This is a genomic window from Bradyrhizobium sp. MI1.3 (genome assembly GCF_055811695.1).
The window spans coordinates 13,097-34,881 of the sequence record NZ_JBVVPQ010000071.1 but is presented as its reverse complement, the minus strand read 5'-3'; the positions used below and the strand labels follow the sequence as shown (position 1 = coordinate 34,881).

At 57.7% G+C, this 21,785-nt stretch carries 18 protein-coding genes and 1 pseudogene; 9 read left to right on the top strand and 10 right to left on the bottom strand.

What is annotated here, in order from left to right; genetic code table 11:
• Positions 1-67 precede the first annotated feature (67 nt).
• Positions 68-370: pseudogene (locus AC0L3A_RS33175) on the top strand (integrase core domain-containing protein); the annotation flags it as partial.
• Between the two features lie 266 nt (positions 371-636).
• On the opposite strand, the gene AC0L3A_RS33170 reads toward AC0L3A_RS33175, so the two are convergent.
• From AC0L3A_RS33170 to AC0L3A_RS33135, 8 genes are all read right to left on the bottom strand, one after another.
• Positions 637-1,779, bottom strand: a complete 1,143-nt coding sequence (locus tag AC0L3A_RS33170; RefSeq protein WP_473255932.1) for a glycosyltransferase family 4 protein — start codon at positions 1,777-1,779, stop codon at positions 637-639.
• Positions 1,776-3,062: a DegT/DnrJ/EryC1/StrS family aminotransferase gene (locus AC0L3A_RS33165; protein ID WP_473255931.1), complete on the bottom strand. Its 1,287-nt coding sequence runs from the start codon at positions 3,060-3,062 to the stop codon at positions 1,776-1,778. Before AC0L3A_RS33165 ends, AC0L3A_RS33170 begins: the two co-directional genes overlap by 4 nt.
• Positions 3,063-3,073: 11 nt before the next feature.
• Positions 3,074-3,826, bottom strand: coding sequence for a class I SAM-dependent methyltransferase (locus AC0L3A_RS33160; protein ID WP_473255930.1), 753 nt, complete (start codon positions 3,824-3,826; stop codon positions 3,074-3,076).
• Between the two features lie 126 nt (positions 3,827-3,952).
• Positions 3,953-4,573: an acyltransferase gene (locus AC0L3A_RS33155; RefSeq protein WP_473255929.1), complete on the bottom strand. Its 621-nt coding sequence runs from the start codon at positions 4,571-4,573 to the stop codon at positions 3,953-3,955.
• Complete coding sequence (locus tag AC0L3A_RS33150; RefSeq protein WP_473255928.1) at positions 4,570-5,301, bottom strand: class I SAM-dependent methyltransferase; 732 nt, start codon at positions 5,299-5,301, stop codon at positions 4,570-4,572. Before AC0L3A_RS33150 ends, AC0L3A_RS33155 begins: the two co-directional genes overlap by 4 nt.
• 56 nt (positions 5,302-5,357) lie before the next feature.
• Positions 5,358-6,473: a DegT/DnrJ/EryC1/StrS family aminotransferase gene (locus AC0L3A_RS33145; RefSeq protein ID WP_473255927.1), complete on the bottom strand. Its 1,116-nt coding sequence runs from the start codon at positions 6,471-6,473 to the stop codon at positions 5,358-5,360.
• Between the two features lie 29 nt (positions 6,474-6,502).
• On the bottom strand, positions 6,503-7,585 hold the full coding sequence (locus AC0L3A_RS33140) for a glycosyltransferase family protein (protein ID WP_473255926.1): 1,083 nt from the start codon (positions 7,583-7,585) through the stop codon (positions 6,503-6,505).
• A 528-nt stretch (positions 7,586-8,113) separates the two neighbouring features.
• Positions 8,114-9,688, bottom strand: a complete 1,575-nt coding sequence (locus AC0L3A_RS33135) for an MATE family efflux transporter (protein WP_473255925.1) — start codon at positions 9,686-9,688, stop codon at positions 8,114-8,116.
• 197 nt (positions 9,689-9,885) lie between these two features.
• Between AC0L3A_RS33135 and AC0L3A_RS33130 the strand changes: the two genes are divergently transcribed.
• The 6 genes from AC0L3A_RS33130 (at position 9,886) to AC0L3A_RS33105 (ending at position 15,725) form a co-directional block, all read left to right on the top strand.
• Complete coding sequence (locus tag AC0L3A_RS33130) at positions 9,886-10,299, top strand: MaoC family dehydratase (RefSeq protein ID WP_473255924.1); 414 nt, start codon at positions 9,886-9,888, stop codon at positions 10,297-10,299.
• Between the two features lie 16 nt (positions 10,300-10,315).
• Complete coding sequence (locus tag AC0L3A_RS33125; RefSeq protein ID WP_473255923.1) at positions 10,316-11,233, top strand: class I SAM-dependent methyltransferase; 918 nt, start codon at positions 10,316-10,318, stop codon at positions 11,231-11,233.
• Positions 11,230-13,110: an HAD-IIIC family phosphatase gene (locus AC0L3A_RS33120; protein WP_473255922.1), complete on the top strand. Its 1,881-nt coding sequence runs from the start codon at positions 11,230-11,232 to the stop codon at positions 13,108-13,110. The genes AC0L3A_RS33125 and AC0L3A_RS33120 overlap by 4 nt, the downstream gene beginning before the upstream one ends.
• Positions 13,103-13,363 (top strand): acyl carrier protein, encoded by a 261-nt coding sequence (locus tag AC0L3A_RS33115; RefSeq protein WP_473255921.1) that lies wholly within the window; start codon positions 13,103-13,105, stop codon positions 13,361-13,363. Before AC0L3A_RS33120 ends, AC0L3A_RS33115 begins: the two co-directional genes overlap by 8 nt.
• A 12-nt stretch (positions 13,364-13,375) precedes the next feature.
• A complete protein-coding gene (locus AC0L3A_RS33110; RefSeq protein ID WP_473255920.1) occupies positions 13,376-14,569 on the top strand; it encodes an MBOAT family O-acyltransferase in 1,194 nt (397 codons plus the stop codon).
• A gap of 109 nt (positions 14,570-14,678) precedes the next feature.
• Entirely contained in the window at positions 14,679-15,725 is a 1,047-nt protein-coding gene (locus tag AC0L3A_RS33105; protein WP_473255919.1) for a hypothetical protein, read from the top strand.
• A 7-nt stretch (positions 15,726-15,732) separates the two neighbouring features.
• Here AC0L3A_RS33105 and AC0L3A_RS33100 read toward each other — a convergent pair whose 3' ends face one another.
• Positions 15,733-17,907 carry an NF038122 family metalloprotease gene (locus AC0L3A_RS33100; RefSeq protein ID WP_473255918.1) on the bottom strand — a complete coding sequence of 725 codons (2,175 nt, stop codon included), beginning with the start codon at positions 17,905-17,907 and terminating at the stop codon, positions 15,733-15,735.
• Between the two features lie 331 nt (positions 17,908-18,238).
• Here AC0L3A_RS33100 and AC0L3A_RS33095 point away from each other — a divergent pair, with 331 nt between their 5' ends.
• Together AC0L3A_RS33095 and AC0L3A_RS33090 are read left to right on the top strand one after the other, a co-directional pair.
• Positions 18,239-19,432: a CaiB/BaiF CoA transferase family protein gene (locus AC0L3A_RS33095; RefSeq protein ID WP_473255917.1), complete on the top strand. Its 1,194-nt coding sequence runs from the start codon at positions 18,239-18,241 to the stop codon at positions 19,430-19,432.
• Between the two features lie 306 nt (positions 19,433-19,738).
• The gene (locus tag AC0L3A_RS33090; RefSeq protein ID WP_473255916.1) at positions 19,739-20,023 is read left to right on the top strand and encodes a hypothetical protein; all 285 of its coding nucleotides are present in this window, start codon (positions 19,739-19,741) and stop codon (positions 20,021-20,023) included.
• A 253-nt stretch (positions 20,024-20,276) separates the two neighbouring features.
• Here the strand turns inward: AC0L3A_RS33090 and AC0L3A_RS33085 are convergent, their stop codons facing one another.
• Positions 20,277-21,776 carry a tripartite tricarboxylate transporter permease gene (locus AC0L3A_RS33085; protein WP_473255915.1) on the bottom strand — a complete coding sequence of 500 codons (1,500 nt, stop codon included), beginning with the start codon at positions 21,774-21,776 and terminating at the stop codon, positions 20,277-20,279.
• Positions 21,777-21,785 lie beyond the last annotated feature (9 nt).

Sequence of the window (21,785 nt, the reverse complement as noted above, 5' to 3'; positions counted from 1 at the left end):
GCGGAGGCGCTTGACGATCTTCTGTTATGAGTGAAAGTAACTGGTGTTGCGACGACCGTTTGAATCCGCCCAATACGTCTCTATCAAGTACACCGAGCGCTTGGCTGAAGCTGGCGTCGAGCCTTCCGTTGGTAGTGTCGGAGATTCCTATGACAACGCTCTCGCCGAAACCATCAACGGCCTCTACAAGGCCGAGGTGATCCATCGGCGCGGACCATGGCGCAGCTTCGAGGCCGTCGAGTTCGCGACCCTGGAATGGGTGGACTGGTTCAACAACCGACGGCTCCTGGAGCCCATCGGCAACATCCCGCCAGCCGAAGCCGAGCAACGCTACTACGCCATGCTGGAACAACGGGCCATGGCGGCATAACTTAAACCAAATAGCCTCCGGCAAACCCGGGCGGTTCACTGGGAAGTCTTAGATGAAAAGCTCGTACCAGCATCGCTCCGCTTTTGTACGGTGATCAGCAACAGTCCGGGCCCGACTCATTGGCAAAATTTAGCGGAGCCGGATGCCCTGAGTATGCGGCAATCACCAACCATCAGGATGCCGGTCCGCTGCGGCGCGAGCACAAGTTCGTATAGGGCTTTACTAGGAAACGTGGACTCATAGATACCCATAACCTTGAGGTGCCATCACTGCGGCTGCAGTTGAGCTCCACCCCCGTGAATCATTGTCTGAAGCAATCTTTCAAGGCTTCCGCAATACAATTGCGGCGTCAGCGCGCGCATCCGCTCATAACCTCGAGCCCGCAACACCTCCCGAAGTTCAGAATTACTCAAGATAGTTGCAATACTGTCCGCAATTGATTCAGCTGAATGCGGATCAAATAAAAGCCCAGCGTCCCCGACTTGATCGGGCAGCGACAGAATGTTTGATGCCGCCACAGGCGTACCGAGCTGAAATGCCTCAAATATTGGAATGCTTACGCTCTCGTACAATGATGGCATAACGAGAGCCGTCGCAAGTCGATAGATTGCGTCCAAATCAGTCTGTTCTAGATAACCTAAATGCCGGACGCTGGAACTCAAGCCAAGGGAGCCGATTAAGCTCTCCACCGAATGATATTCGTATCCCGTATTTCCCGTCAGAACCAGCTGCACATTTGGAATCTGAGAAACGACCAATTCAAAAGCCTCAATCAGTCGAGCATGGTTCTTATGCGGCCAGAACTGTGCTGGATAGAAGATAAACTTCTCCGGTAAACCGTGCCGGCTTCGCACGCTCTCCAGTTCAGCGCCGGTCATCGGCACTCTCATTCGGGCAAACGGCGGAGCAATTAGCTTTACCACGTTCTCCTGCGGAACTCCGAAGCTAGCCACAATGTCTTCTCTTACGTGAGTGGCCTCACATATAATTGCGCTTGCTCGGCTGGACAGTGCCTTGTGCACCTGATGACGCCATTCCCTCTGCTGCCAGGAAAAGCGCTCCGGAAAATGATACTCTTGCAGGTCATGCAAGGTGTACGCAAATGGCCGCTTGGTGTGCAGTGTGGCCAACGAGTAGATCGGGGCGAGCAGAATATTCTCTTCTTCGAATGGATCCTTCAGCGGCAGCTTTAGCTGGTAGGATAATAGATATGAAGCTTGGCCGAGACGCCTCTCGACGTAAGGTTTAACGGGGTACCCCCATTGTTGCAAATCGCGGTTTGAGGGATCTCCGTAGACTGTGACTTGAAATAAGTTCGTGTGCTGAAGCGCCTCCAGCGTGGACATGCTGTATTGATACGTCCCGCCGAATTCGGGCCTGGACAATAGGATCACACCAAGCTTGATCAAGATCTACTCTTCGCGCGCAGAGATTGGATAACAGAGTCTAAATGCCTTCTGTTACCGTCCGATAAGAAATTTGACTTCGAAAGGCCCAGACCAGATTGGGCGTAGACACGCTCGGCTGCAGGGAATGAACCGGAATTGTTGGCCGCAACTCGATCGATGTCTCCTCGTAAGATCCAGTCACGCCAAGCGTCACTACGGAAGAAGGACAAGGTATTGATCAGCTCAAAATTAGCGTGCCAATGAGAAACTCCGCTTCGGCTAAGGAAATCCATAAGCTCCGATTTACTCAGGCTGAATGCATTCTCATCGAGTCGCAGAACCACTTGCGTAAACGCAGAGCACGAAACCGAGTCCGTTGCACCAAGCACCATAGAAAATTCAGGACAGTCAGCGTAAGCGCTCCGGAACTCGCCCACTCTGGCGCGCAGCTCTTGGAGATGCCCCGGATACCCTCGCAACTGTTCTCGGGCAATTCCGGCAAGGATCTCTGACATCCGACCGTTCCAAGCGAGCTGCGTGACGTCCCGCACGCCAAATTCGATTGTTCGATCACCCCAGTGTCTCAGGGATCTTAGCTCTTTTGCAAGAGCCTCATCATTGGTGACGATCATTCCTCCTTCACCGGTTTGAATCGGCTTAAGGCATCCGAACGAATAGACTCCCACGTCGCCCCAACAGCCAGCCGGCCTTCCCGCTGCCATGGCACCTAGCGCGAGACACGTATCTTCCACGAACTTGAGGCCTTTATCTTGCGCTATTTGCCGAAGCTTCGACACATCTTCTGGATTTCCCCACATGTGGGTTGCGATGAGCGCCTTAGTTTGGCTTCCGATCCTTCTCTGAACATCGGAGCAATCCAACATGAATGTCTGCTCGGAAATATCAGCAAATATCGGGGTAACACCCGCGTTCATGACAGCCATCGCAGTCGCAGAACACGTGTCTACCTGATGGATGGCTTCGTCCCCGGGCTTCAAGCCCAGCGCTCGCAAAGACATTTGCAAGGCCATGCCCCCGCTGCCTACTGCGATGGCATACTTCGAACCTACAAACTCTGAAAATTCGGCTTCAAGCCGCTCATGCGCGAGACCTCGACCGTAGGCCATATTCCATTCGGAGCCACGCAGTATCTGCGTGACGGCCTCAACCTCATTGCCCAATATGCGCGGGAAAACTCCCAGCGTTTGACCAAAGAAGCGCTTCGCAATACGAGCCACGAAATAGAATATTTTGGGATGCGTATTGCGGATCTTTACGGCAAGGGGAAGAAACCGTTGAAGCATATCTGGCGCTTCTATGCTGCCACAGCGACAAAGGAATAGAGTCGGCCTGGTCGATTTGAGCGCCGCAGATACCATATCCCAATCCGGTTTACTATTGACCTCGGCAAGATGAGCCCAAGAACCTTGCCCGGACGAGAGGTCGAAACCTTATCCAGGAGACTTTCTTCCGTGTTCGGATGCAGATTTATCACAGAATCGTATGGGCCGAGCTGAGCTACAATCGTAAAAGAGGCACCATAGAGAGCTTCTCGGTAGTCGGATAAGGTGAATGCATTTTCTCCTCCGTACAACTGGTGGTCAACCTGAGAATCCAGAAATGCCTGAAGGCTGGATCCGTAGTTGTCAACGACATGTTCGCGGCAAGCTAAAAGGAGACCGCCCGGACGAAGCACGCGCGCATATTCCGACAGCATAACCTTGAGGTCCTGAGCGTGGTGGAGACCTTGTCGGACGTACACCACGTCGAAACTGTCGTCCTCAAAGGGCAGCTTTTCGCCAAAAGCATCCACGATGCGCGCCTCCAGGTCCTCGGAGTGGAGGGCCGTCGCGATTGCCTCGCGACCGACAGTCGGAGAAGGATCGGGTTCAACAGCGACAACATTAAACCCCAGTTTCGCAAAGGCAAAAGTTGCGATGCCGTTGCCTGCGGGTACGTCCAATATATCGTGGCTTCCAGGACGATACGCTTCAATCAGGCTAGCTACTTCGGCGAATTCGCGGCTTTCCGCGAAGCGGCGACAGTTCCCCGTCAGATCGGCTGTCAAGTAGGCGTCGTAGACTAGTTTCCGATGAAGCGGGTCAGACCGGAGGATTGCGATCGCCTGTTCCCAGGTGTGGTGAAATTTTCTGTCCGGTTCGGGCATCAAAATACCGCTACGCTCATCCGATGGTTAAGTATAAAGTGGCTCAAGCTTCCGAACCTTTTGCGCCGGGTTGCCGGCAACGATCGTATAAGGCTCGACGTTCCGCGTGACAACACTTCGCGAGGCAACGATCGCCCCCTCCCCAATTGTCACGCCCTTGAGAATTGTAACGCCGAAACCGACCCAGACACGATCCTCGATAACGATAGGCGCCGATCCAACGTTGGTCCAGTCAAGCCGATCGAAGCAGTCTGAGTACCCGTATCGCTCATAAAATAGTTTTACGGCGACGGCCCGATCACGCCAGCTCATTGAATGAGAATCGTGATCATAGATGGTGACGTCCCATGCGATCGTCACGTCGTCTCCTAAGGTGACCCGATTCCGACTGAGAATCGTGGTATTGGCACCGATGTAGCAGCGATCGCCGATTTCGACCTCTCCTGTACTCGCCTCAAAAATGATAGGCCCGTTCAGCAAACAGTTCTCGCCGACGCGTAGATATGTTCTCGCTTCGGAACTTGCGAGAAATCGCACGGAAAATCCACGTAGCATTCGCACCGAACGCGACATGAAAACACGTGAGCCGAAGGCTCGCACTTTCCGGTGTTGCCACGCATTCAGAATCTTGTAGGCGAGAGCTTTCATTGAGAGCTGTCGGCGGCTTGGGTTTCACGAACCAACGCACAGAAGACCACGCGATAGTCGCCTTTGGCTATAACTGGTAATCGCTCCAACTGGACAAAGCGATGGGATGCATCCCCTCTGGGAGACCCTTTCGGCGAGGACCAGCTATCCGCAACAGCCTCCACAATCCGCCAGCCGGTAAAAAGGCTGCGGATGGTAGCTAAATCAAGATACCATCCATTGTTGAAGGCAAGCAGGTTCGGCCCCACAGTCATACTGATGAGAAGAATTGCGTCATCGGACATGATCCGCCCAAGCTCGAACACGAGGTTCGGAAGACTATTGCCGTCCAGTCGGTCACCGTACCTTCCAAGCCCGATCAGCGGCAGTGCAACGGTGGACGTAAAGCAGTCGAACGCGCCAGCAGGGAAAGGAAGAGATAGCGTGACATCGTGCTGGACGTATCGAACCGCGCTGAAGCGATCATGACAATCGGCAAGCACAATAGCCGTTACCTCGTGATAGGCAGAAAGGATGGCATTTTGCCCTTTGGGGCTTCCGATATCGAGAATCCGGCGCTTCCGTGTTTCGCGCGCCAGCCTGGCGGCGACCCAGTAGCCAAACGCGTCATAGTGGTCGAAAAATTCGGTGGGATCAGCTGACGCATCGCCCACAATCTTCGTAGGCATGCCGCGCAACGGATTGTCCGGCGACATCGAACACAGGTAGTCCTGAAGTTCTGATCGCATGAACAGCGATCTTGCCTTCCTCATGATTCGATTTGCGAATGGGGCCGGCGCATCCTTCATTGAAGAGACGCATCCGCGAGCAACTCATTCACCACTTGGCCAATTCGTTCCACGTCCGACTTGTCCAGATCGAAGAACGAGGGCAGGTTGAGTCCGACCCCAGACTTACGTGCGGCGATCGGCAACGACTCCTGAGAGTACATTGGCATCGTCGACAGAGGATAGAAATACGGCCGAGAATCAATGCCGCGCTCCTTCAGGGATTGGATGAAGGCGGCGCGACTATCGTCGTCGAAGCGATCAACCTCCAGGCAAACCATCCAAAATGCGCTTCGAGCCCAATTCCGTACGCGGTTTAGCCGGACGACATCGCTGGTGCGAATGACGGATCGATACCACCCCATGATCTCAGCACGGCGAGCCAGAAACTGATCAATTCGCTCCATCTGCGCGACCCCAAGGGCCGCTTGGAGATTAGTCATACGATAGTTGAACCCTCGCTCATCGTGGAAATAGCGGCGGTCTGAGCTCATGGCGTGATCACGAAGTCGCTTCGCTCGACGATAGAATGCGGGATCGTTCGTCGTCAGCATGCCACCTTCGCCAGTGGTCACGATCTTGTTTCCATAGAAACTGAAGACTCCGCAATCAGCGAGCCCTCCAACGCGCCGCCCCTTGTATTCGGCGCCGTGCGCCTCAGCCGCATCCTCAATAACAATAATGCCGCGCGGCCTTGCGATCGAAGCGATCGCATCCATGTCAGCGGGATGACCGTAAAGATGAACCGGCATCACGGCTTTCGTTCGCGGCGTGATCATAGCCTCGACAGAACCGGGATCAATGCAAAGCGTCTCCGGATCGACGTCGGCAAGAACGGGCTTCGCGCCCGTGTAAGCGACCGCATTGGCGGTAGCGACGAATGTCAAATCCGGAACGATGACCTCATCGCCGGATCCAATTCCGAATGCGGCTAGCGCAAGATGAAGACCGGTTGTCCCATTGCTCACCGCAATTGCAAATTCGGTTCCGCAATACCGTGCGAAGCAATTTTCAAACTCGTCGATGAATCTTCCGATGGAAGATACCCAACCGGATTCTACCGCGGCAAGCACGAGCTCCTTTTCTCGGACCCCAATGGAGGGCTGTGAAATGGGAATGAACTTGTCCGCCATGGTGTCGCTCGATATCCTGGTCCGGACCGTCAAAGCAGCTTCTGAAACGCCTGCCATTGGTCTTCCTTCGAATAGGTCGTGGATATCATTTTGTGACCTTCGCGCGCAATAGCCTCACGATGCCCGTCGTCTGCCAACAGGCGACGTATTTGAGCGACCGCGTCAACCCCGCTCGTGTAGGTGACGAGTGTACGTCCGGGCATCATTCCGGCCGGGTATTTTCCTGCATCAGAGAGCAGAAGGGCCCCGCATCCCATGCCCTCGAAGCAACGCATGTTCCCGCGCTCTTCTCCTACCATGTCGATGGCCCCGTTCAGAACGATCTTGGCCTTGGATAAGACTTGATAGAGCTCCAGGCCAAAGACGGGTCCTTGCGAAATCGAGCGCACTTTCGCCGGACGGCGGCTCCTGTTCAGCGGCGGCAAGATTCCCAGGGGGGAATCGGCGACACGAGACAGCCGCGAGGGATCCAGATGGAACACAACATGCAATTGGTCAGCCAAGCCCGCAACTACATTCAGTACTTCGGCTCGACGCCTGTGATGGCGCGAATATCCGCCGACGAAAACCACATCAACTGGACGATTTTTATTTTCAGCAAAGCGATCCATAACCGGATCGTGGCTGGGCGCGAAATAAGCAGTGCGGTAACCGCGACGACTCATCTCGTTGAGAATGCCGGGAAAATTTCCCACGACAAGATCATATGTCGAGAAATCAACCTGCCCAGACGGCGCGCTGCGCCAAGCGATGCTTTTTTTGACACACCCCGGCAGCCGCCGAAGAAATCCGTTGGCGAGACGAACGGGATCCAGATTGTAGAATATCTCGGTGCGATGCGCTTCGATTTGCGCGAGTAAGATATCGTCCAGGGACAGCCTCTTCGGAAGGCCCGCTTCTCGGGCCCACGCGAGCTGTAAGGATGGGTCGTCCCAATTCGTGAAGAATGCATCGTCCTGACCGCAACTGATCGGCAGCAGGAGGTGAGAGGCCCCGTATCGATCATCGAGAAATACTTGAACTTGCTCCTTGAAGGTCGAAGCATTTGCAGCAAGCAGCCGGAGGCGCCGCGCATATGACGGATAGTAACCTGAACTCTGAAATATCCTCATTCTCTATCTCGCACTACGCCGTCAAGACCAAAAAGCAACTCAGCCTACCGTGCAGGCGGTCCCCGTGATGGTCCTGCGGGGGTTGGGGGACATTGATCATACCGCGATCCAACCGCGTCCCCGCGACCTCGGATGCATCGGCGACCAGCGGCAAAAGACGCGGGAGGTCGAGGGCGATGAGCGCGCGGTAACAGACCCGCTGAGACAAAACACCCCCCATTGGACGCGGCGCCTATCGCTGCAGTGACTGACACATCAATGCCCCGCGGCAGGTAGCTTTGGTCAAAGCAAGTGCGGTGGACGCGCTTCGCCATGCCTGGTCAGTCAACCGCAGGGAGACGCGGCACGCAGAAGTGCCATGACGTCACCGCACCTTTCCTAGCCCAGCGGTGGAGGCCTAGCAATGCAGCCGCCGCCCCGAATGTCAAGTTGCTGAAATGACTGATTTTTTCTAGAAAACGTCAACGCGACCGGCTCCGGCAGGCCGGACTCTCTGGCGAACGTTGGCCTGCCCGCGCCGACAGACCGCTAGTCGGGAATTGACGTCATGAGCGCCTTGCGGGCGCGGCGTGTCGAGATAATGCCGGCCAGCAGCCCCACCGCGAGCAACCACAGGAGGCATTCCGTGACAAGGCGCGGGAAGCCCGCAAGCGGCAGCCATGCCCGGATGACCGCGCCGAGACCGTACCCCAGGAGGAGGACCGCCGCGGCCCCCGCGCCGATGAACAGCAGGTGGCGAAACGTGTTCAGCAGGGTCTGTCGCATGACGATGATGCCGAGCACCCCCATCTGAATCAAGAGATCGCTCAAGACGATCGCGATGGCCGCCCCCAGTGCGCCGAGGGGGGGAATCAGCGTGACGGACAGAACCAGGAACGCGACAAGCTGCAGGCCTTTCGAGCGAACGAGAAGGTCCCGGCGATTACTGTAATTGGCGAATGAGAGCGCGAGCAGCGACGGCGCGGTGATCACGGAGCCAAGCAACAAGGTCGCGGTAAGAGCGGCATCGTAGGGCACGCTGCCATGTGTCCACAAGGCAAAGAAATCCGGCCAAAACGGCAGGAGGCCTGATACGATCAGGCTGCAAAGCGCCGTGACGAGCAACGAGCCCCGCGCGAAGAGCCGGCGCAAACGCTCCTTATCGCCGATGGCGTAGTCGTGCCCAAGTTCCGCGGCGAGCGGCAGGCTGACCTGGGTGCACAATCCTCTCAGGAGACCAACAACCACCCTTGTCAAGCCCCACTGCGCGACCGCTATCCGGTCGACCAGGAACGCGCTGACCAGAAGCACCGGTGCATTGAGCAGCGCGAGCTCGGTCACATTGGCCACCGCGAACGGAAATGCGAGCCGGAATTGACCACCCGCCCAGCGCCAAAACAGGCGCGAGGACACCCGCACCTGCTTGCGGCGCAGGAATGGAAACAGGCGCGGCGCATCGATCGCGACGAGAAAGACTGCCGCGGCCACCTGCATCGAGACGAACGCCACACAGACGGCGATCAGCGTACCAAACGTCAGGATGGCGACGAGTTGCGCAAGCTGTGCGGCGAGCAAGGCTCCATTTTGAAACCACACGACGCGACCATATGCGCCGCGCACCCGGTACAACCCCGACACCAGGGTGGACGGCAGGAGCGCTACCACCCCGATCGTCATAACGAGCAAGGCGGCATCGAACTGCGCAACACGCTGGAATCCCAGCATGGCCGCCGGCGGTGCAAGCCACGCGACCGCCAACAACACCATCATGAGCGCGCCGGTAAGGGTAAAATAGATCCGTCGCATGCGCACGTAGAAGCTTGCCGTGCGTCCATCGGGATCGACGCTCGACTTGAAGGTCAGGAAACGATTGATCGCATGGAGCTGCAGGCCGGCATCCGCGACTAGCATGAGGTTTCCCGCGGCAACGATGGCCAGCCAAGCCGCGAGCACCTCTCCGCTCCAGAAATGCAGGAAGACAGGGACAAGGAGAACCTGTTGCGACACGCTCAGAGCGAGCTGGACGACACTCGCCGACCAGCCTTGAACGAGACGCCGAAGCCGGCTATGACGCCGGGAGTCGGCCGCCCCCAGGTTTCCGCTCGCATCGGCTTCGTAATTCAAAGGCTACCTCCCACCCGAGAGCGGGCTAGCAGCCTCGCAGATGGATGTCGATATGGTTTCGGGCGAGGTCGACATGTGTGTGAGGGATCGGATCCGAATTCATACCTCCAATCGGCCGCTGAGGATGAATCTCTAAATGTGCCTTCCGTCGCGGAAAACTCTAAAGTAGAACCCCATCGGGAGACTAAGGTGTTGTGATGCCCTTTGATTTCGAGCAGTTGTCTATCGGAATGATTGCTTCGCGGTCCGCGACGATTGGCCGGGACGAAATCTCGGCCTTTGTCGATCTTACCGGAGATGGTGCGCCGGTCCACACCGACGACGCGTATGCACGCGCGATGGGATATGACGGAAGAATCGCTCACGGACTGCTCGTTGGCGCCATGTTCTCTCGGATTTTGGGCTGCGATCTGCCCGGTCCAAAAAGCGTCATTATGAAGCTGTCGCTGGAAATGCCGCGGCCAGTATTCATAGGCGAAACGATAAGATATGACGTGAGCGTCGGCCGGTTGGCGGCTGCAACGCGTACCGCGGTCCTCGAGCTTTCCGCGAAGAATGCCTCAGACGAAGAGGTCAGCCGAGGGGCTGCCGTTTGCCTCTACAAACTCTAATATGGAAACGAGCCGAATGAACAAGCTCCAACTCGTCGACGCAGATGCCGAAGTGCTTCGCTTCGAACAGGCGATGGCGGGTGTCGCCCCCTTCATGATGGCTTCGTTCAAGCGCCAGCGGGAGTGGTTCGGCGACGAGTGGGTGCGAGAGTTCGGAGCGACTATTGGACGATTCGTTGCAACGAGTGAGGGGCAATTGATCGATGCCGTCCGCGGATATGTCAATTTCGCGCTCGATGGGATGCGACTGCAAAAGAAGTTCGAGCAAACACGACAGTACGAAAACAAGTCTTACGCTGAAGCCGCCAACGCCGTTTATCAAAACAGGGAGTACATGTTCGGCTTGTATCTCCCCGGTATCCTGCTCAGTCACTATCTATGGCCGCATCACTATCGGCAACAGCAGTTCTACCGCAAATCCTTTCTGCCCCACATGGCCCGGTCGGCAACGCCGGAATTCTGCGACATCGGACCGGGAACCGGCTTTTACTCGCGCCAGTTGCTGACTGCAATTCCCGAAGCACACGGCTGGGCCTTCGACATGAGTCCCTTCTCGCTGGAGTACAGCAGGAATCAACTCACCGCGTTCGGTGTCGCAGATCGCTGGCGCTCGGAAATCCGGGACGTGATACAGGACACGCCGCCTCGCCAGTGGCCCTATCTCGTTTGCATCGAGGTTCTGGAGCACCTCGAAGATCCCCTCACCTTCCTGAAGGCGCTCCGAAAAATGCTGAGAACCGGCGGAAGGGCCTTGATCTCGGCGGCTGTGACCGCCCCGAACGAAGACCACATCTATCTTTACAACTCCGGCTCGGAGGTACAGGAACAACTTCAAGCTGCCGGGTTCTCAATTCTCGACAACCAGGAAGACCGCGCTTACGACCCGAAGGGCTCCGAGCCCGTACCGATCAATGCTGCTTTCGTGGTAACATGACCCGGGTCTCCGCTGATCAGATCGTCGGACTTATCGATGCATTAAGGCGAAACGACGAGACGGCAGCCGCCTCGGTGCTGGCTGACGCGTCATCCTCCGAAGCGACCTTTCAGGCAATGGTGCGGGTTGCCGCGTTCCATTCGGCGGCGACCCCATTTTTCTATCGCAAGGTGGTCAACGCCTGGTCGTCACGCAAGCGACCGCCGCTCAAACCCGCGTCCCGCGAAATATCAATCGATCTCCTGTCGGATGTCACCATCGATGGCTTGGCTCCGTATCTTGAGCTCTTCTGCGCGGCCTATGGATTGTGCCCCAAGATCTCGATCGCTCCGTTCGACTCGGTAGAGCATCTCGCGCTGGCGTCCGATACCACTTCTGATTGCGACGTGACGGTGGTACTTCTTTCAGACTATTGGCTGGTCAAGAGCCTCGGTCTGGGCACTACGACGATCGATCGCGTTGCGGAGACCGAACGATCGATCGAGCTCATCATCAACGGCCTCTTGCAAAGGCGGACCGGCCACATCATCGTCGGAAATTTTGCATTCGGGTCCTGGCCCGTACCGGGATCGGCGATCTCTGCCGGCGAAAATCTCGGTCACAGCGCCGCAGTGACCAGCATCAACAACTTTCTTTCGAGGCAAACCACAGCTCGCATTCACGCTCTCGACACAGCTCTTGCGGCCCACTTTGCAAGCGGAGCAGCCACTTCCCCGCGCCTTGGATATCTCAGAACGCGCGCGTTCAGTGAGGAGCGGGGACTGATGCAAGTTGCCAGGGAGGCGGCTTCCGGCATCGCCAGTTTGTTCGGCAAGGCACATCGGGCGCTCCTCACCGACTGGGACAATACTCTCTGGGGCGGCGAAGTCGGCGAGGTGGGGGTTCATCACATTCTCTGCGGTCAGGACTCGCCTGATGCGCTCGGATACTATCTTCTGCAGTCATATCTCGTCGCACTAAATGAAATGGGTGTGATCCTCGCTGCGGTCAGCAGAAACGATCCGGCCATCGCACGAGTGCTCGAGGAGAACGGCGACCTGGCATTGCGTCGACGCCATTTCTCGACGTTGGCGCTGTCGTGGGGCAACAAGAGCGACTCTGTAAGCCAGATCCAGAGCGATCTCAGTTTTGGAACAGACCTTATGCTCTACGTGGATGATAATCCAGTAGACCTTGCTGAAGTGATCACCCATCACCCGTTCATCGACATCCTGTTGGCGGGCCCAACGCCCGACCTTACCCTCACACGCCTCACCTCAGCTCGCTACTTCAATGCACTTACTTTGACGCGCGAAGATCTTCGGCGGGCTAAGTTGGCAACGGCCGCAGCCAGTCAGAACCGGCAGATGCAGGTCGCTAGTGACCCGGCGGCGTTCCTAAAGTCGCTGGAAATGCGCCTTTCAGTAAGCGAGATCACCACGGACAACAGAACCCGCGTCCTCCAGCTCTTGCAGAAGACGAACCAGTTCAATGTCACCACACGTCGCCACGGCGATATGGAACTTGCAGGATTGCTAGCGGGTGGAGCAGTAGCGGGGGTTTTCTCCTACTCGGACAAATTCGGTCCGCAGGGCATTATCGGGCTGGTCATTCTCCAGATGGAAGAAGAATCGGTAAACATCGAAACCTGGCTGATGAGCTGCCGAGTCCTGAATCGCGGTGTCGAGAAGGGCATGCTCGAATGGATTCGGAAGGTTTCGTCCGGTAAACCTCTCAAGGGGGAATACATCGCAACCGACAAGAACAAATTGGTATCAGATCTATTTGACAAGGTAGGTTTCACAATGGTCGCCGATCTGGCAGGACACAAGATCTATCAGCACAGTCCCGCCAGCGCGGCTGACGCGGATCATCACCTGGAGATCGCTTATGACTAGCAGGCTCGAGCCGGCCGACGAAGCAAAGCTCACCGATATCTTTCGGACGCTCTTCAACAATGCTTCGCTGGTCCTGCGAGACGAGTTGACCGCCCCCGACGTTGCTGGGTGGGACTCCTTCAATCACATCAACCTCGTCATGCAGATCGAGGAGGATTTCCGCCTGCGCTTCACGACGGACGAAATTGTCTCCTTGAAGAACGTCGGCGAATTTAAGACTTTGATCGCCAGCAAATTGAAACACAGATCATAGTCATACGGGCTTATGGGAACGTATCTGAGCCCGTGGTTTTATGCGGCCGTTTGCCTGCTGTATTGCGGGCTGCAGTGGCAACCGCCGCGGCTCAGTCGGACCACATCGTTCGGCATTCTCAATCTGGCCGCTCTGGGTCTGATCCTCGGGGCGAAGACAACGCTGCTTGTGATCGCCTTCACCTCGGCGCTCTGGGCGGCCCTTTTTGTGCTGCGGTCTTTCGGACAGACGCCTATAAGGCGAGCGCTAGAGATTGGGATCTACACCAGCGTCACGCTCGCATTCGTCTACCACAAGCTGGCGCCTGACTGGATCAACACCGGCGCGACGACGGAGCCGGGGCCGGCACGAATCACACAAGGCGTGGCACGATTCTTTGAGATCGTCGCATTCTCCTACATCTTTTTGCGCAGCCTGGACGCCGTGCGCGCCGTTGCGGCAGGATCAAGGCTGCTCAATCCGGGCGCGTTGAGCGGCTATCTTCTCCCGTTCTTCATGATGCCGGCTGGGCCAGTGAATGTGTACGCAGACCACATCAAAATGGACGAGGAGGACCTTCAACCTCCGACCTGGGACAGTTTTGTCGCGAATGCCGACACGATCACGACGGGCCTGTTTCTCAAGTTTGTGATCGCCGAAATCTGGAGGCTCTATTTCATCGGGCTGCAACCGTCTTGGCCGACTCAGAATTTCGCGGACGCGGCAATCATCTTTGTCTATGTGTTTCTCGACTTCTTTGGGTACTCGTTGGTGGCACTAGGGACGGGCCGGCTGCTTGGGATACCAACCCCCGTCAACTTCAAGGCCCCTTTTATGTCCGGGTCCGTTACAGAGTTCTGGACACGCTGGCATATCTCCCTTGGGGATTTCGTCCGACGCGATTTGTTCATTCCGCTTCAGGTATCGATGCTCCGCCGATTTGGTCGGCGCTGGGCTTACGTAACGAATATGTTCGCGCTCGTGACCTGCTTCGTATTCGTCGGACTTTGGCATCGCTTCACGGTGACTTTTGCGGCATGGGGCTTGTTCGTAGGCTTGGTTGTAGCCCTCGAGAAGGTGGCGCGCGACCACCCGATTTACATCGAACTGTCAAAGAACCCAGCAGTGACTTTGCTGCTGCGCCTGCTCGGACCGATTTACGTTTTCGTGGTCATCGTCGGCACTTTGCGTGTGGCCATGCCTGAATTGATGGGACAAGGCAGATGAATTTTCGCGCGCGAGCTTACGCCAGGCTGTTTCTCATACTGCTCAAGATTGCTGCGGTTTCGGTCATGGCAACCCAGGCGTCTCAGAAGTTCGTATATGGGGGATTTTGATGTCCGGCAGCAGGCGAGCCCTGAAAGCTGCCACCATCGTGGGCGGCGCCGTTCTGCTCATGACGGTCGTTTCGCTGAGCCTGAATGAAATCAGCGCTCTGCGGCTCTACGAGAGGAGCGTCGCATTCGAGCCAGGGCCATGGTTTGCCGAACACATCGCTCCGTCCATAAGCAACCCAAATAGCTGCATCATCGTTGGCGCCTCGACCGCGCGAGAAGGTTTCGATCCTGAAGCCCTCACGAAATCGCTCCCAGGACTTTCATTCCTGAACGCCTCCACCACCGGAGGAAATATCGAAGTCGCAGAGATTCAGGCTCAGATTTTGCATCGCTACGGCGTGCGTGCTAAGTGCATCCTCGTTGGCGTGCATCCTTTCCTCATGATGGATCAAAGTCCACCGCTCCTGGCATCGACCGGATACCTCGCTCAACTTACAATCGCCGATGTTCTTTCGCTCAGCGATCGTGCGGCGGTCGGGCGGGACATCAACCAAATCCTGCAAGCGATCATCTTGCCGTTGAAGGTGCATGCTGACCGGCTGAACAAGTTGCTGCGGGTCTGGATCTTTGAAATCCAGAACGAATTGCGAACCAAGCCCCTTCCGCTCAGTTCTTACGAATACTTCGGTGATGAATTTCGACCAGGCGCCGGTGCACACTATGATGGTTCTCACACCAACCCGGCAGCCGTTGCGGAGATGACACAGACGCGCCATCGAACCTACACCTACCGGACGAAAGCCCCGGAAACCAGCTTCAGACGAGCGCTGGCGTTGTTTCAATCGGAAGCGGACACGGTCATAGTGGTCACGATGCCGAGCCAAAGCTCGCTGCGCGAGCTCAATTCGAGCGGCAGTTCAAGTTACAAAAATGCGATTCGAGAAAGCAACGTGGCCGAGATCGACTGCTCGAGCTTCGTCCCAGACCTCTATTTCATAGACGATGCTCATTTGGATGCCACTGGCAGAGGTATCTTGTCCAACGCGATCGCACGCATTCTCCCTAAGGTGATCGACGCCTCTCCAAAGCAGATGAATTGTGAGTGACTCCCATTTACAAGAGGAATCCGTGGAGTGGATCGGCTAAGTGAGGATGCTCCGCGACTGGCAGACTGTGATCCGTCCATTCATATTGGGCGAGATCGGAGTATAACATTGCGTGCAGGTCTTTTGGGTTCGGATTATTTTTGCTCTCAGGAGAGAAACTAGGGGCCGGTCGGAAAAGGAATGCGTTCCCGCTCGGTTCGCCCGCCGAAGAATTAGCTGAGGCGGCTCCAATGATTCCATCCCCATTCAAATCCTGATGGAAGCTGGTCTCCGCCTGCTCAAGCCCGGTGCTAGTCGCTGCGTAAGGCCCTGTACTGGACATCTGGTTGCCGTTGGAATCGGTATTCCAGATGACATATTGGCCCGTGCCGGTGTTCCTGAATGCCACCTCATATCCGGCAGATATATGTTCGCCGCCGATTGGCGTCCACGTGCCGAATTGTCCGGCAACAACCAGCGAGCCTGAATACTTTAACGATGGTCCCGAACCGCCTGCAACGGCATTGAGATAGTAGTTGCTTCCGACTTGCACCAGGGTTGTGGCCCCAAGCGATTCAATGATCGTTGTGCTCGCTTGAGACGACGGAGCACCGATTGTCCCGTCGCCATTCAGGTCTTGATGGAAGCTCGCTTCTGCCTGCCCTAGGGCGGTGTCGGTCGCTGCGTAAGGTCCAGCACTGGAGGTCTGATTGCCGTTGGCGTCAGCGTCCCAGATAACATACTGGCCCGTGCTCGTGTTTTTGAATGCAACCTCATATCCGCCCGATATATGCTCCGCGCCGATCGGCGTCCACGTGCCGAATTGACCCGCGACAACCATCGAGCCTGAATACTTCAACGATGGTCCCGAACCGCCTGCAACAGCATTGAGATAGTAGTTGCTTCCGACTTGCACCAGAGTTGTCGCCCCAAGCGCTTCAATGATCGTTGTGCTCGCTTGAGACGACGGAGCACCGATGGTCCCGTCGCCGTTCAGGTCTTGATGGAAGTTGACCTCGGCCTGCTCCAGCGCAGTGTCGGCCGCTGCGTAAGGTCCAGCGCTGGAGGTCTGGTTGCCGTTAGCGTCGGTGTCCCAGATAACATACTGGCCCGTGCTGGTATTCTTCCAGGCCACCTCAGCTCCGCCGGAGATCTGCTCCGCGCCGATCGGCATCCAGGCGCTAAACTGTCCCACTACGACCGAAGTGCCGCCATATTTCAGCGACGGACCGCCACCGCCCGATGCTGGATCCATGAAGTAGTTGCTGCCGGCCTGCACAAGGCTCGTAACACCGAACGATTCGATCACAGTCGGCGAGTTGACGGCGAGGTGAAATCCGAGTGCATCGAGTTGCTTCAGGTCGATAGCCGTCAGGCCTTGGACGGTAGTGCTGGTGTAATATTCGTTGAATGGATCGTTGGCGCCCTGCACGCCGCCGTTGAGGAAGTCGCTTGGGTCGGAGTTACGACCATAGTCGGCCAGCTTGGTGGTCCCTCCATCTAACGAGAAATAGGATGCGGGTGCAGTTGCTCCGCCCTGGAACAAGCGGGCGCCCTGGCTTGTGAATCGGAATAGATCGAACACGTCGGGTGCCGATCCATAGGGCACGCGACCCATCGCGTGAGTGAGCTCGTGCAGAGCAACTCCCACCAGCAGGTTGGAATTGATGTCGGTGGAGAAATTCGCGCTGGCGTCGTCGGTGGTGGTGTCGTTAGCGCCAATGACGCCCCAAAGCTTGAGCTGCGCGTTCCAGACCGCGACGTTGGATTGTCCCTGGATCGTTGAGCCGGTCGGCAGGCCGTTGAACGTAGTGTCGCCGGCGCTAGCGTTGTTGACTAACTCCGAGCGGGTCCACGCGTACGTCTCGTAGTAGCCGCTGTCGGGGCCGGCCGCGGCGCCGCCGCCCGTACCGCTATAATCGATGTTGATGTTGACGGTGATCTTGTCGGTGATGTTAGCGGCCAGGATCGCAACCGCTTGCTGCAGACCATTCTTGAAACTGCTCGGCGCGGCTTCTGCCGCCGCATCGAGGACCAGGTTGATCGTGATCCCGCCGGAGGTGACCGACATGACTGAGCCGGATGTCGAGCCATCGGTCGACCCGCCCGGATTGGCCGGAATGTAACTTCCCTGAATGCTGTTACCGACGACGGCGTAGAATGGATCATCGGAGAGCAGATCGTTTTGCGGCGATGTTGTCATGGTGTCGTCTCGAACAGAGGTTCAGTGAGGTTCCGCAACGCAAGCCATGAGGCGATTCGCCGAACTGAGTACCGGCGCCACGGACTCCGATGTCAACAGTTCGCCCCAAGGGTAAAATTTTGGTTACGCCCAACCGACAAAGCCGTTGGCGCAAGCTCTGGTCCCACAACGGTCCACTACCGTCAAGAATTCGACATCCTTGGGCAGGACTCCTAAGGTCCGCGGCAAGGCTCCAAGTGGCCGCAGGTTCCGGCTCCACCCATTGAGTTTCCGCTCAAATTGGCCGATCAGAGTGAGTATGCCGTCCCGGCTGTCCCGGAGTCCTTTCAAGATGCCCTTTCCGCATGCCTCCGAAGCCCTGTCGCGTTTCACCGTCCTCGATCTGACCCGTGTCCGGTCCGGACCCACCTGCGTACGGCAGCTTGCGGACTGGGGCGCCAACGTGATCAAGGTCGACGCGCTCACCGAGGATGCCGGCGGCGAGCAGCCGGGCGGTCCGCGGCGGGGGGCCGACTTCCAGAATTTGCACCGCAACAAGCGGGCGATGACGTTGAACCTGAAGGACGAGCGCGGGCTTGCCGTGTTCAAGCGCCTCGCAACCAAGGCCGACGTCGTGGTGGAGAATTTCCGCCCCGACGTGAAGAAAAAGCTCGGCATCGACTATGAGAGCCTCGCCAAGATCAATCCGCGCATCGTCTATGGCAGCATCTCCGGCTTCGGCCAGGACGGGCCCTACCACAAGCGGCCGGGCTTCGATCAGATCGCGCAAGGCATGGGCGGGCTGATGTCGATCACCGGCGCGCCGGGCGAAGGCCCGATGCGGGTCGGCATTCCGGTTGCCGACCTCACCGCCGGTCTGTTCTGCGCCATGGGCATCCTCACTGCGATGCTGGAGCGCGAAGTCTCGGGCAAGGGCCAGTGGGTCCAGACTTCGCTGCTGCAGGCCCAGATATTCATGCTCGACTTCCAGGCCGCACGCTGGCTGATGGAGAAGGAAGTGGCCAAGCAGGCCGGCAACAACCACCCGACCAGCATTCCGACCGGCGTGTTCAAGACCTCGGACGGCTACATCAACATCGCCACCACGGGCGGCCGGATCTGGGAGCGCTGCGCGCAGGCGATCGGCGCGCCGGAACTCTACAGCCATCCCGACTATCTGACCGCGCCAGCCCGCTCCAAGAACCGCGACGCGCTCAATGCCGAGATCGAGAAACGTACCTTTACGAAGTCCACCGAGACCTGGGTCCGTGAACTCAACGAGGCCGGCGTGCCCTGCGGGCCGATTTACGCCATCGACCAGATGTTCGAAGACGAGCAGGTCAAGCATCTCGGCATCGCGCAGGAGGTGCCGAATGACGAGGATCGCGACATCCGCCTGGTCGGCCAGCCCGTGACACTGTCGCGCACGCCGAGCAGGATGGTGGCCCGGCCGCCGGAGTTCGGCGAGCAGACCGACGAGGTTCTCGCCGAATTCGGTTTTGATCAAGAAGAAATTGTAGCTCTCAGGGCCGCGAGGGTCGTGTAGATTCAAAGTGAGCGCGAAGAAAGCGAGATGAAAAAGCACGCGAAAGCACATTTCGTCTCAGGTCGCGTAGTGAACGCGCTCGCGCACAGTCCGGTACCCGGCGCAATTCGGTGTCATTAGCGGAAGACGTTCGTCAGCCTACGTTAGTGACTGGCTCCTAGCCGATAATGAACAGAGGGGATACGCTTAGTTAGGGACAGTTGCGGTCCGTGCTCGCTAGGCGCCACCGTGGGGACAGTTGCGGCCTTGTGCTTCGGGGTGAGGCCGTGCTTTTGTGGGGCGGATGCTCGAGCGGTACGGTCCGGTATGATTCTAAGTACACACGCGATTGTTGGCGGCGCCATCGCTTATATGTTGCCCTCCCATCCAATCGTGGTCACTGTCGCAGGATTTGCGAGCCATTTTGTGATCGATGCAATTCCACATTGGGACTATCCCCTTCAAGCAATCTCAGTTCGCAAGAATGCCGATAACCGACTGTTGAAGGCGGATCGTCGATTGTGGATGGACCTGCTCACGATTGCGACCGATGCATCGACTGGATTCGCCCTGGCGATCCTTCTATTTGCCCAAGCGCGCCGATTTGGGTGATCGCGCTGGGGGCGGCCGCCGGCATGCTGCCCGACCCGCTTCAATTCGTGCATAGCCTCTACAAGCGCGAACCGCTAATGACGCTTCAACGCTTCCATATCTGGATACACACTAAACGTAGGCTAAACTGGCAGACTGGTATCGTGTCCCAGGCCGCTTCGCCGCACTCATCGCGGCAACCGCGTTAGTAGCAAAGCAATAAGCGAGTAGAAGACCAGCGAAGTGAACTTCTTCGGAACTTTCATGCGGTTTTCTAGCGCCTCCTCGATTTTAGATGTCCGAGGAGACGATCGATCACAGGCCAAAACAGCAGCACGATCGCCAAGGTCGTGATCGAGCCCACCAGGCCGTTCGACCAGAACACCTTGAGGTCGCCGCCCGCGCCGATCATCGACAGACGGAAGGCATCCTCGGCGCGGTTCCCGAGCACGAGCGCCAGCGTGAACGGCGCCAGCGGAATGCCGATCTTCTTGAAGACGTAGCCGACGACGCCGAAGCCGAGCATCAGCCAGATATCGAACATCGCGTTCTGGATCGCATAGGCGCCGATCGCGCAGGACACCACGATCATCGGCGCCACCGCGGCAAACGGCACGCGCAGGATCGAGGCGAAGATCGGCACCGTCGTCAGCACCAGCACAAGGCCGACGACATTGCCGAGATACATCGAGGCGATCAGGCCCCAGACGAAGTCCTTGTGCTCGACGAATAGCAGCGGTCCCGGATTGAGCCCCCACACCATCAAGCCGCCGAGCAGGATCGCGGCGGTGCCGGAGCCGGGAATGCCGAGCGCCAGCATCGGCAGCAGCGCCGCGGTGCCGGAGGCATGCGCCGCCGTCTCTGGCGCGAACACGCCCTCGATCCGGCCCTTGCCGAAGCTCTCGGGGTCCTTGGAGAAACGCTTTGCCAGGTTGTAGCCCATGAAGGAGGCCGCGATCGCGCCGCCCGGGGTAATGCCGAGCCAGCAGCCGATGAAGGAGGAGCGCAGCAGCGTCACCCAGTATTTCGGCAGGTCCTTCCACACGCTCAGCACGACGCGCAGCGAAATGCTCGCCGCGTGTCCGCGCAACGCGAGGCGCTCCTCCATCGTCAGCAGGATCTCGCTGATGCCGAACAGGCCGATGACGGCGACGAGGAAGTTGATGCCGCGGAGCAGCTCGGACGAGCCGAAGGTCATTCGCAGATTGCCTGACACCGTGTCCATGCCGATGCCGGCGAGCAACAGCCCCAGCGACATCGAGATGACGGTCTTGTGCTTGGCCTCGCGCCCCAGCCCGACGAAGGAGCAGAAGGTCAGCAGATACACTGCGAAGAACTCGGGCGGGCCGAACTTCAACGCAAAGGACGAGATCATCGGCGCAAGGAAGGTGATCAGCAGCACCGCGACCAGCGAGCCGATGAAGGAGGACGTGAACGCCGCCGTCAGCGCCTCCGCCGCCCTACCCTGCTGCGCCATCGGATAGCCGTCGAAGGTAGTCGCGACCGACCAGGCTTCGCCGGGGATATTGAACAGGATCGAGGTGATCGCGCCGCCGAACAGCGCGCCCCAATAGATGCAGGACAGCATCACGATCGCCGAGGTCGGATCCATCGTAAAGGTGAGCGGCAACAGGATCGCGACGCCGTTCGGTCCGCCGAGTCCGGGCAAGACCCCGACGAAGATGCCGAGCACCAGCCCGACCATCATCAGCACGAGCGTCTTCCACGTCAGCAAGACCGCGAAGCCGTGAAGCAAGAGACCGAAAGCTTCCATCGCGGGCCC

Coding starts and splice junctions, on each gene's coding strand:
- AC0L3A_RS33165 (WP_473255931.1), bottom strand. CDS start 3,062: ATGCTTCAACGGTTTCTTCCCCTTGCCGTAAAGATCCGCAATACGCAT.
- AC0L3A_RS33155 (WP_473255929.1), bottom strand. CDS start 4,573: ATGAAAGCTCTCGCCTACAAGATTCTGAATGCGTGGCAACACCGGAAA.
- AC0L3A_RS33150 (WP_473255928.1), bottom strand. CDS start 5,301: ATGCGATCAGAACTTCAGGACTACCTGTGTTCGATGTCGCCGGACAAT.
- AC0L3A_RS33145 (WP_473255927.1), bottom strand. CDS start 6,473: ATGGCGGACAAGTTCATTCCCATTTCACAGCCCTCCATTGGGGTCCGA.
- AC0L3A_RS33140 (WP_473255926.1), bottom strand. CDS start 7,585: ATGAGGATATTTCAGAGTTCAGGTTACTATCCGTCATATGCGCGGCGC.
- AC0L3A_RS33130 (WP_473255924.1), top strand. CDS start 9,886: ATGCCCTTTGATTTCGAGCAGTTGTCTATCGGAATGATTGCTTCGCGG.
- AC0L3A_RS33125 (WP_473255923.1), top strand. CDS start 10,316: ATGAACAAGCTCCAACTCGTCGACGCAGATGCCGAAGTGCTTCGCTTC.
- AC0L3A_RS33120 (WP_473255922.1), top strand. CDS start 11,230: ATGACCCGGGTCTCCGCTGATCAGATCGTCGGACTTATCGATGCATTA.
- AC0L3A_RS33115 (WP_473255921.1), top strand. CDS start 13,103: ATGACTAGCAGGCTCGAGCCGGCCGACGAAGCAAAGCTCACCGATATC.
- AC0L3A_RS33110 (WP_473255920.1), top strand. CDS start 13,376: ATGGGAACGTATCTGAGCCCGTGGTTTTATGCGGCCGTTTGCCTGCTG.
- AC0L3A_RS33105 (WP_473255919.1), top strand. CDS start 14,679: ATGTCCGGCAGCAGGCGAGCCCTGAAAGCTGCCACCATCGTGGGCGGC.
- AC0L3A_RS33100 (WP_473255918.1), bottom strand. CDS start 17,907: ATGACAACATCGCCGCAAAACGATCTGCTCTCCGATGATCCATTCTAC.
- AC0L3A_RS33095 (WP_473255917.1), top strand. CDS start 18,239: ATGCCCTTTCCGCATGCCTCCGAAGCCCTGTCGCGTTTCACCGTCCTC.
- AC0L3A_RS33090 (WP_473255916.1), top strand. CDS start 19,739: ATGATTCTAAGTACACACGCGATTGTTGGCGGCGCCATCGCTTATATG.
- AC0L3A_RS33085 (WP_473255915.1), bottom strand. CDS start 21,776: ATGGAAGCTTTCGGTCTCTTGCTTCACGGCTTCGCGGTCTTGCTGACG.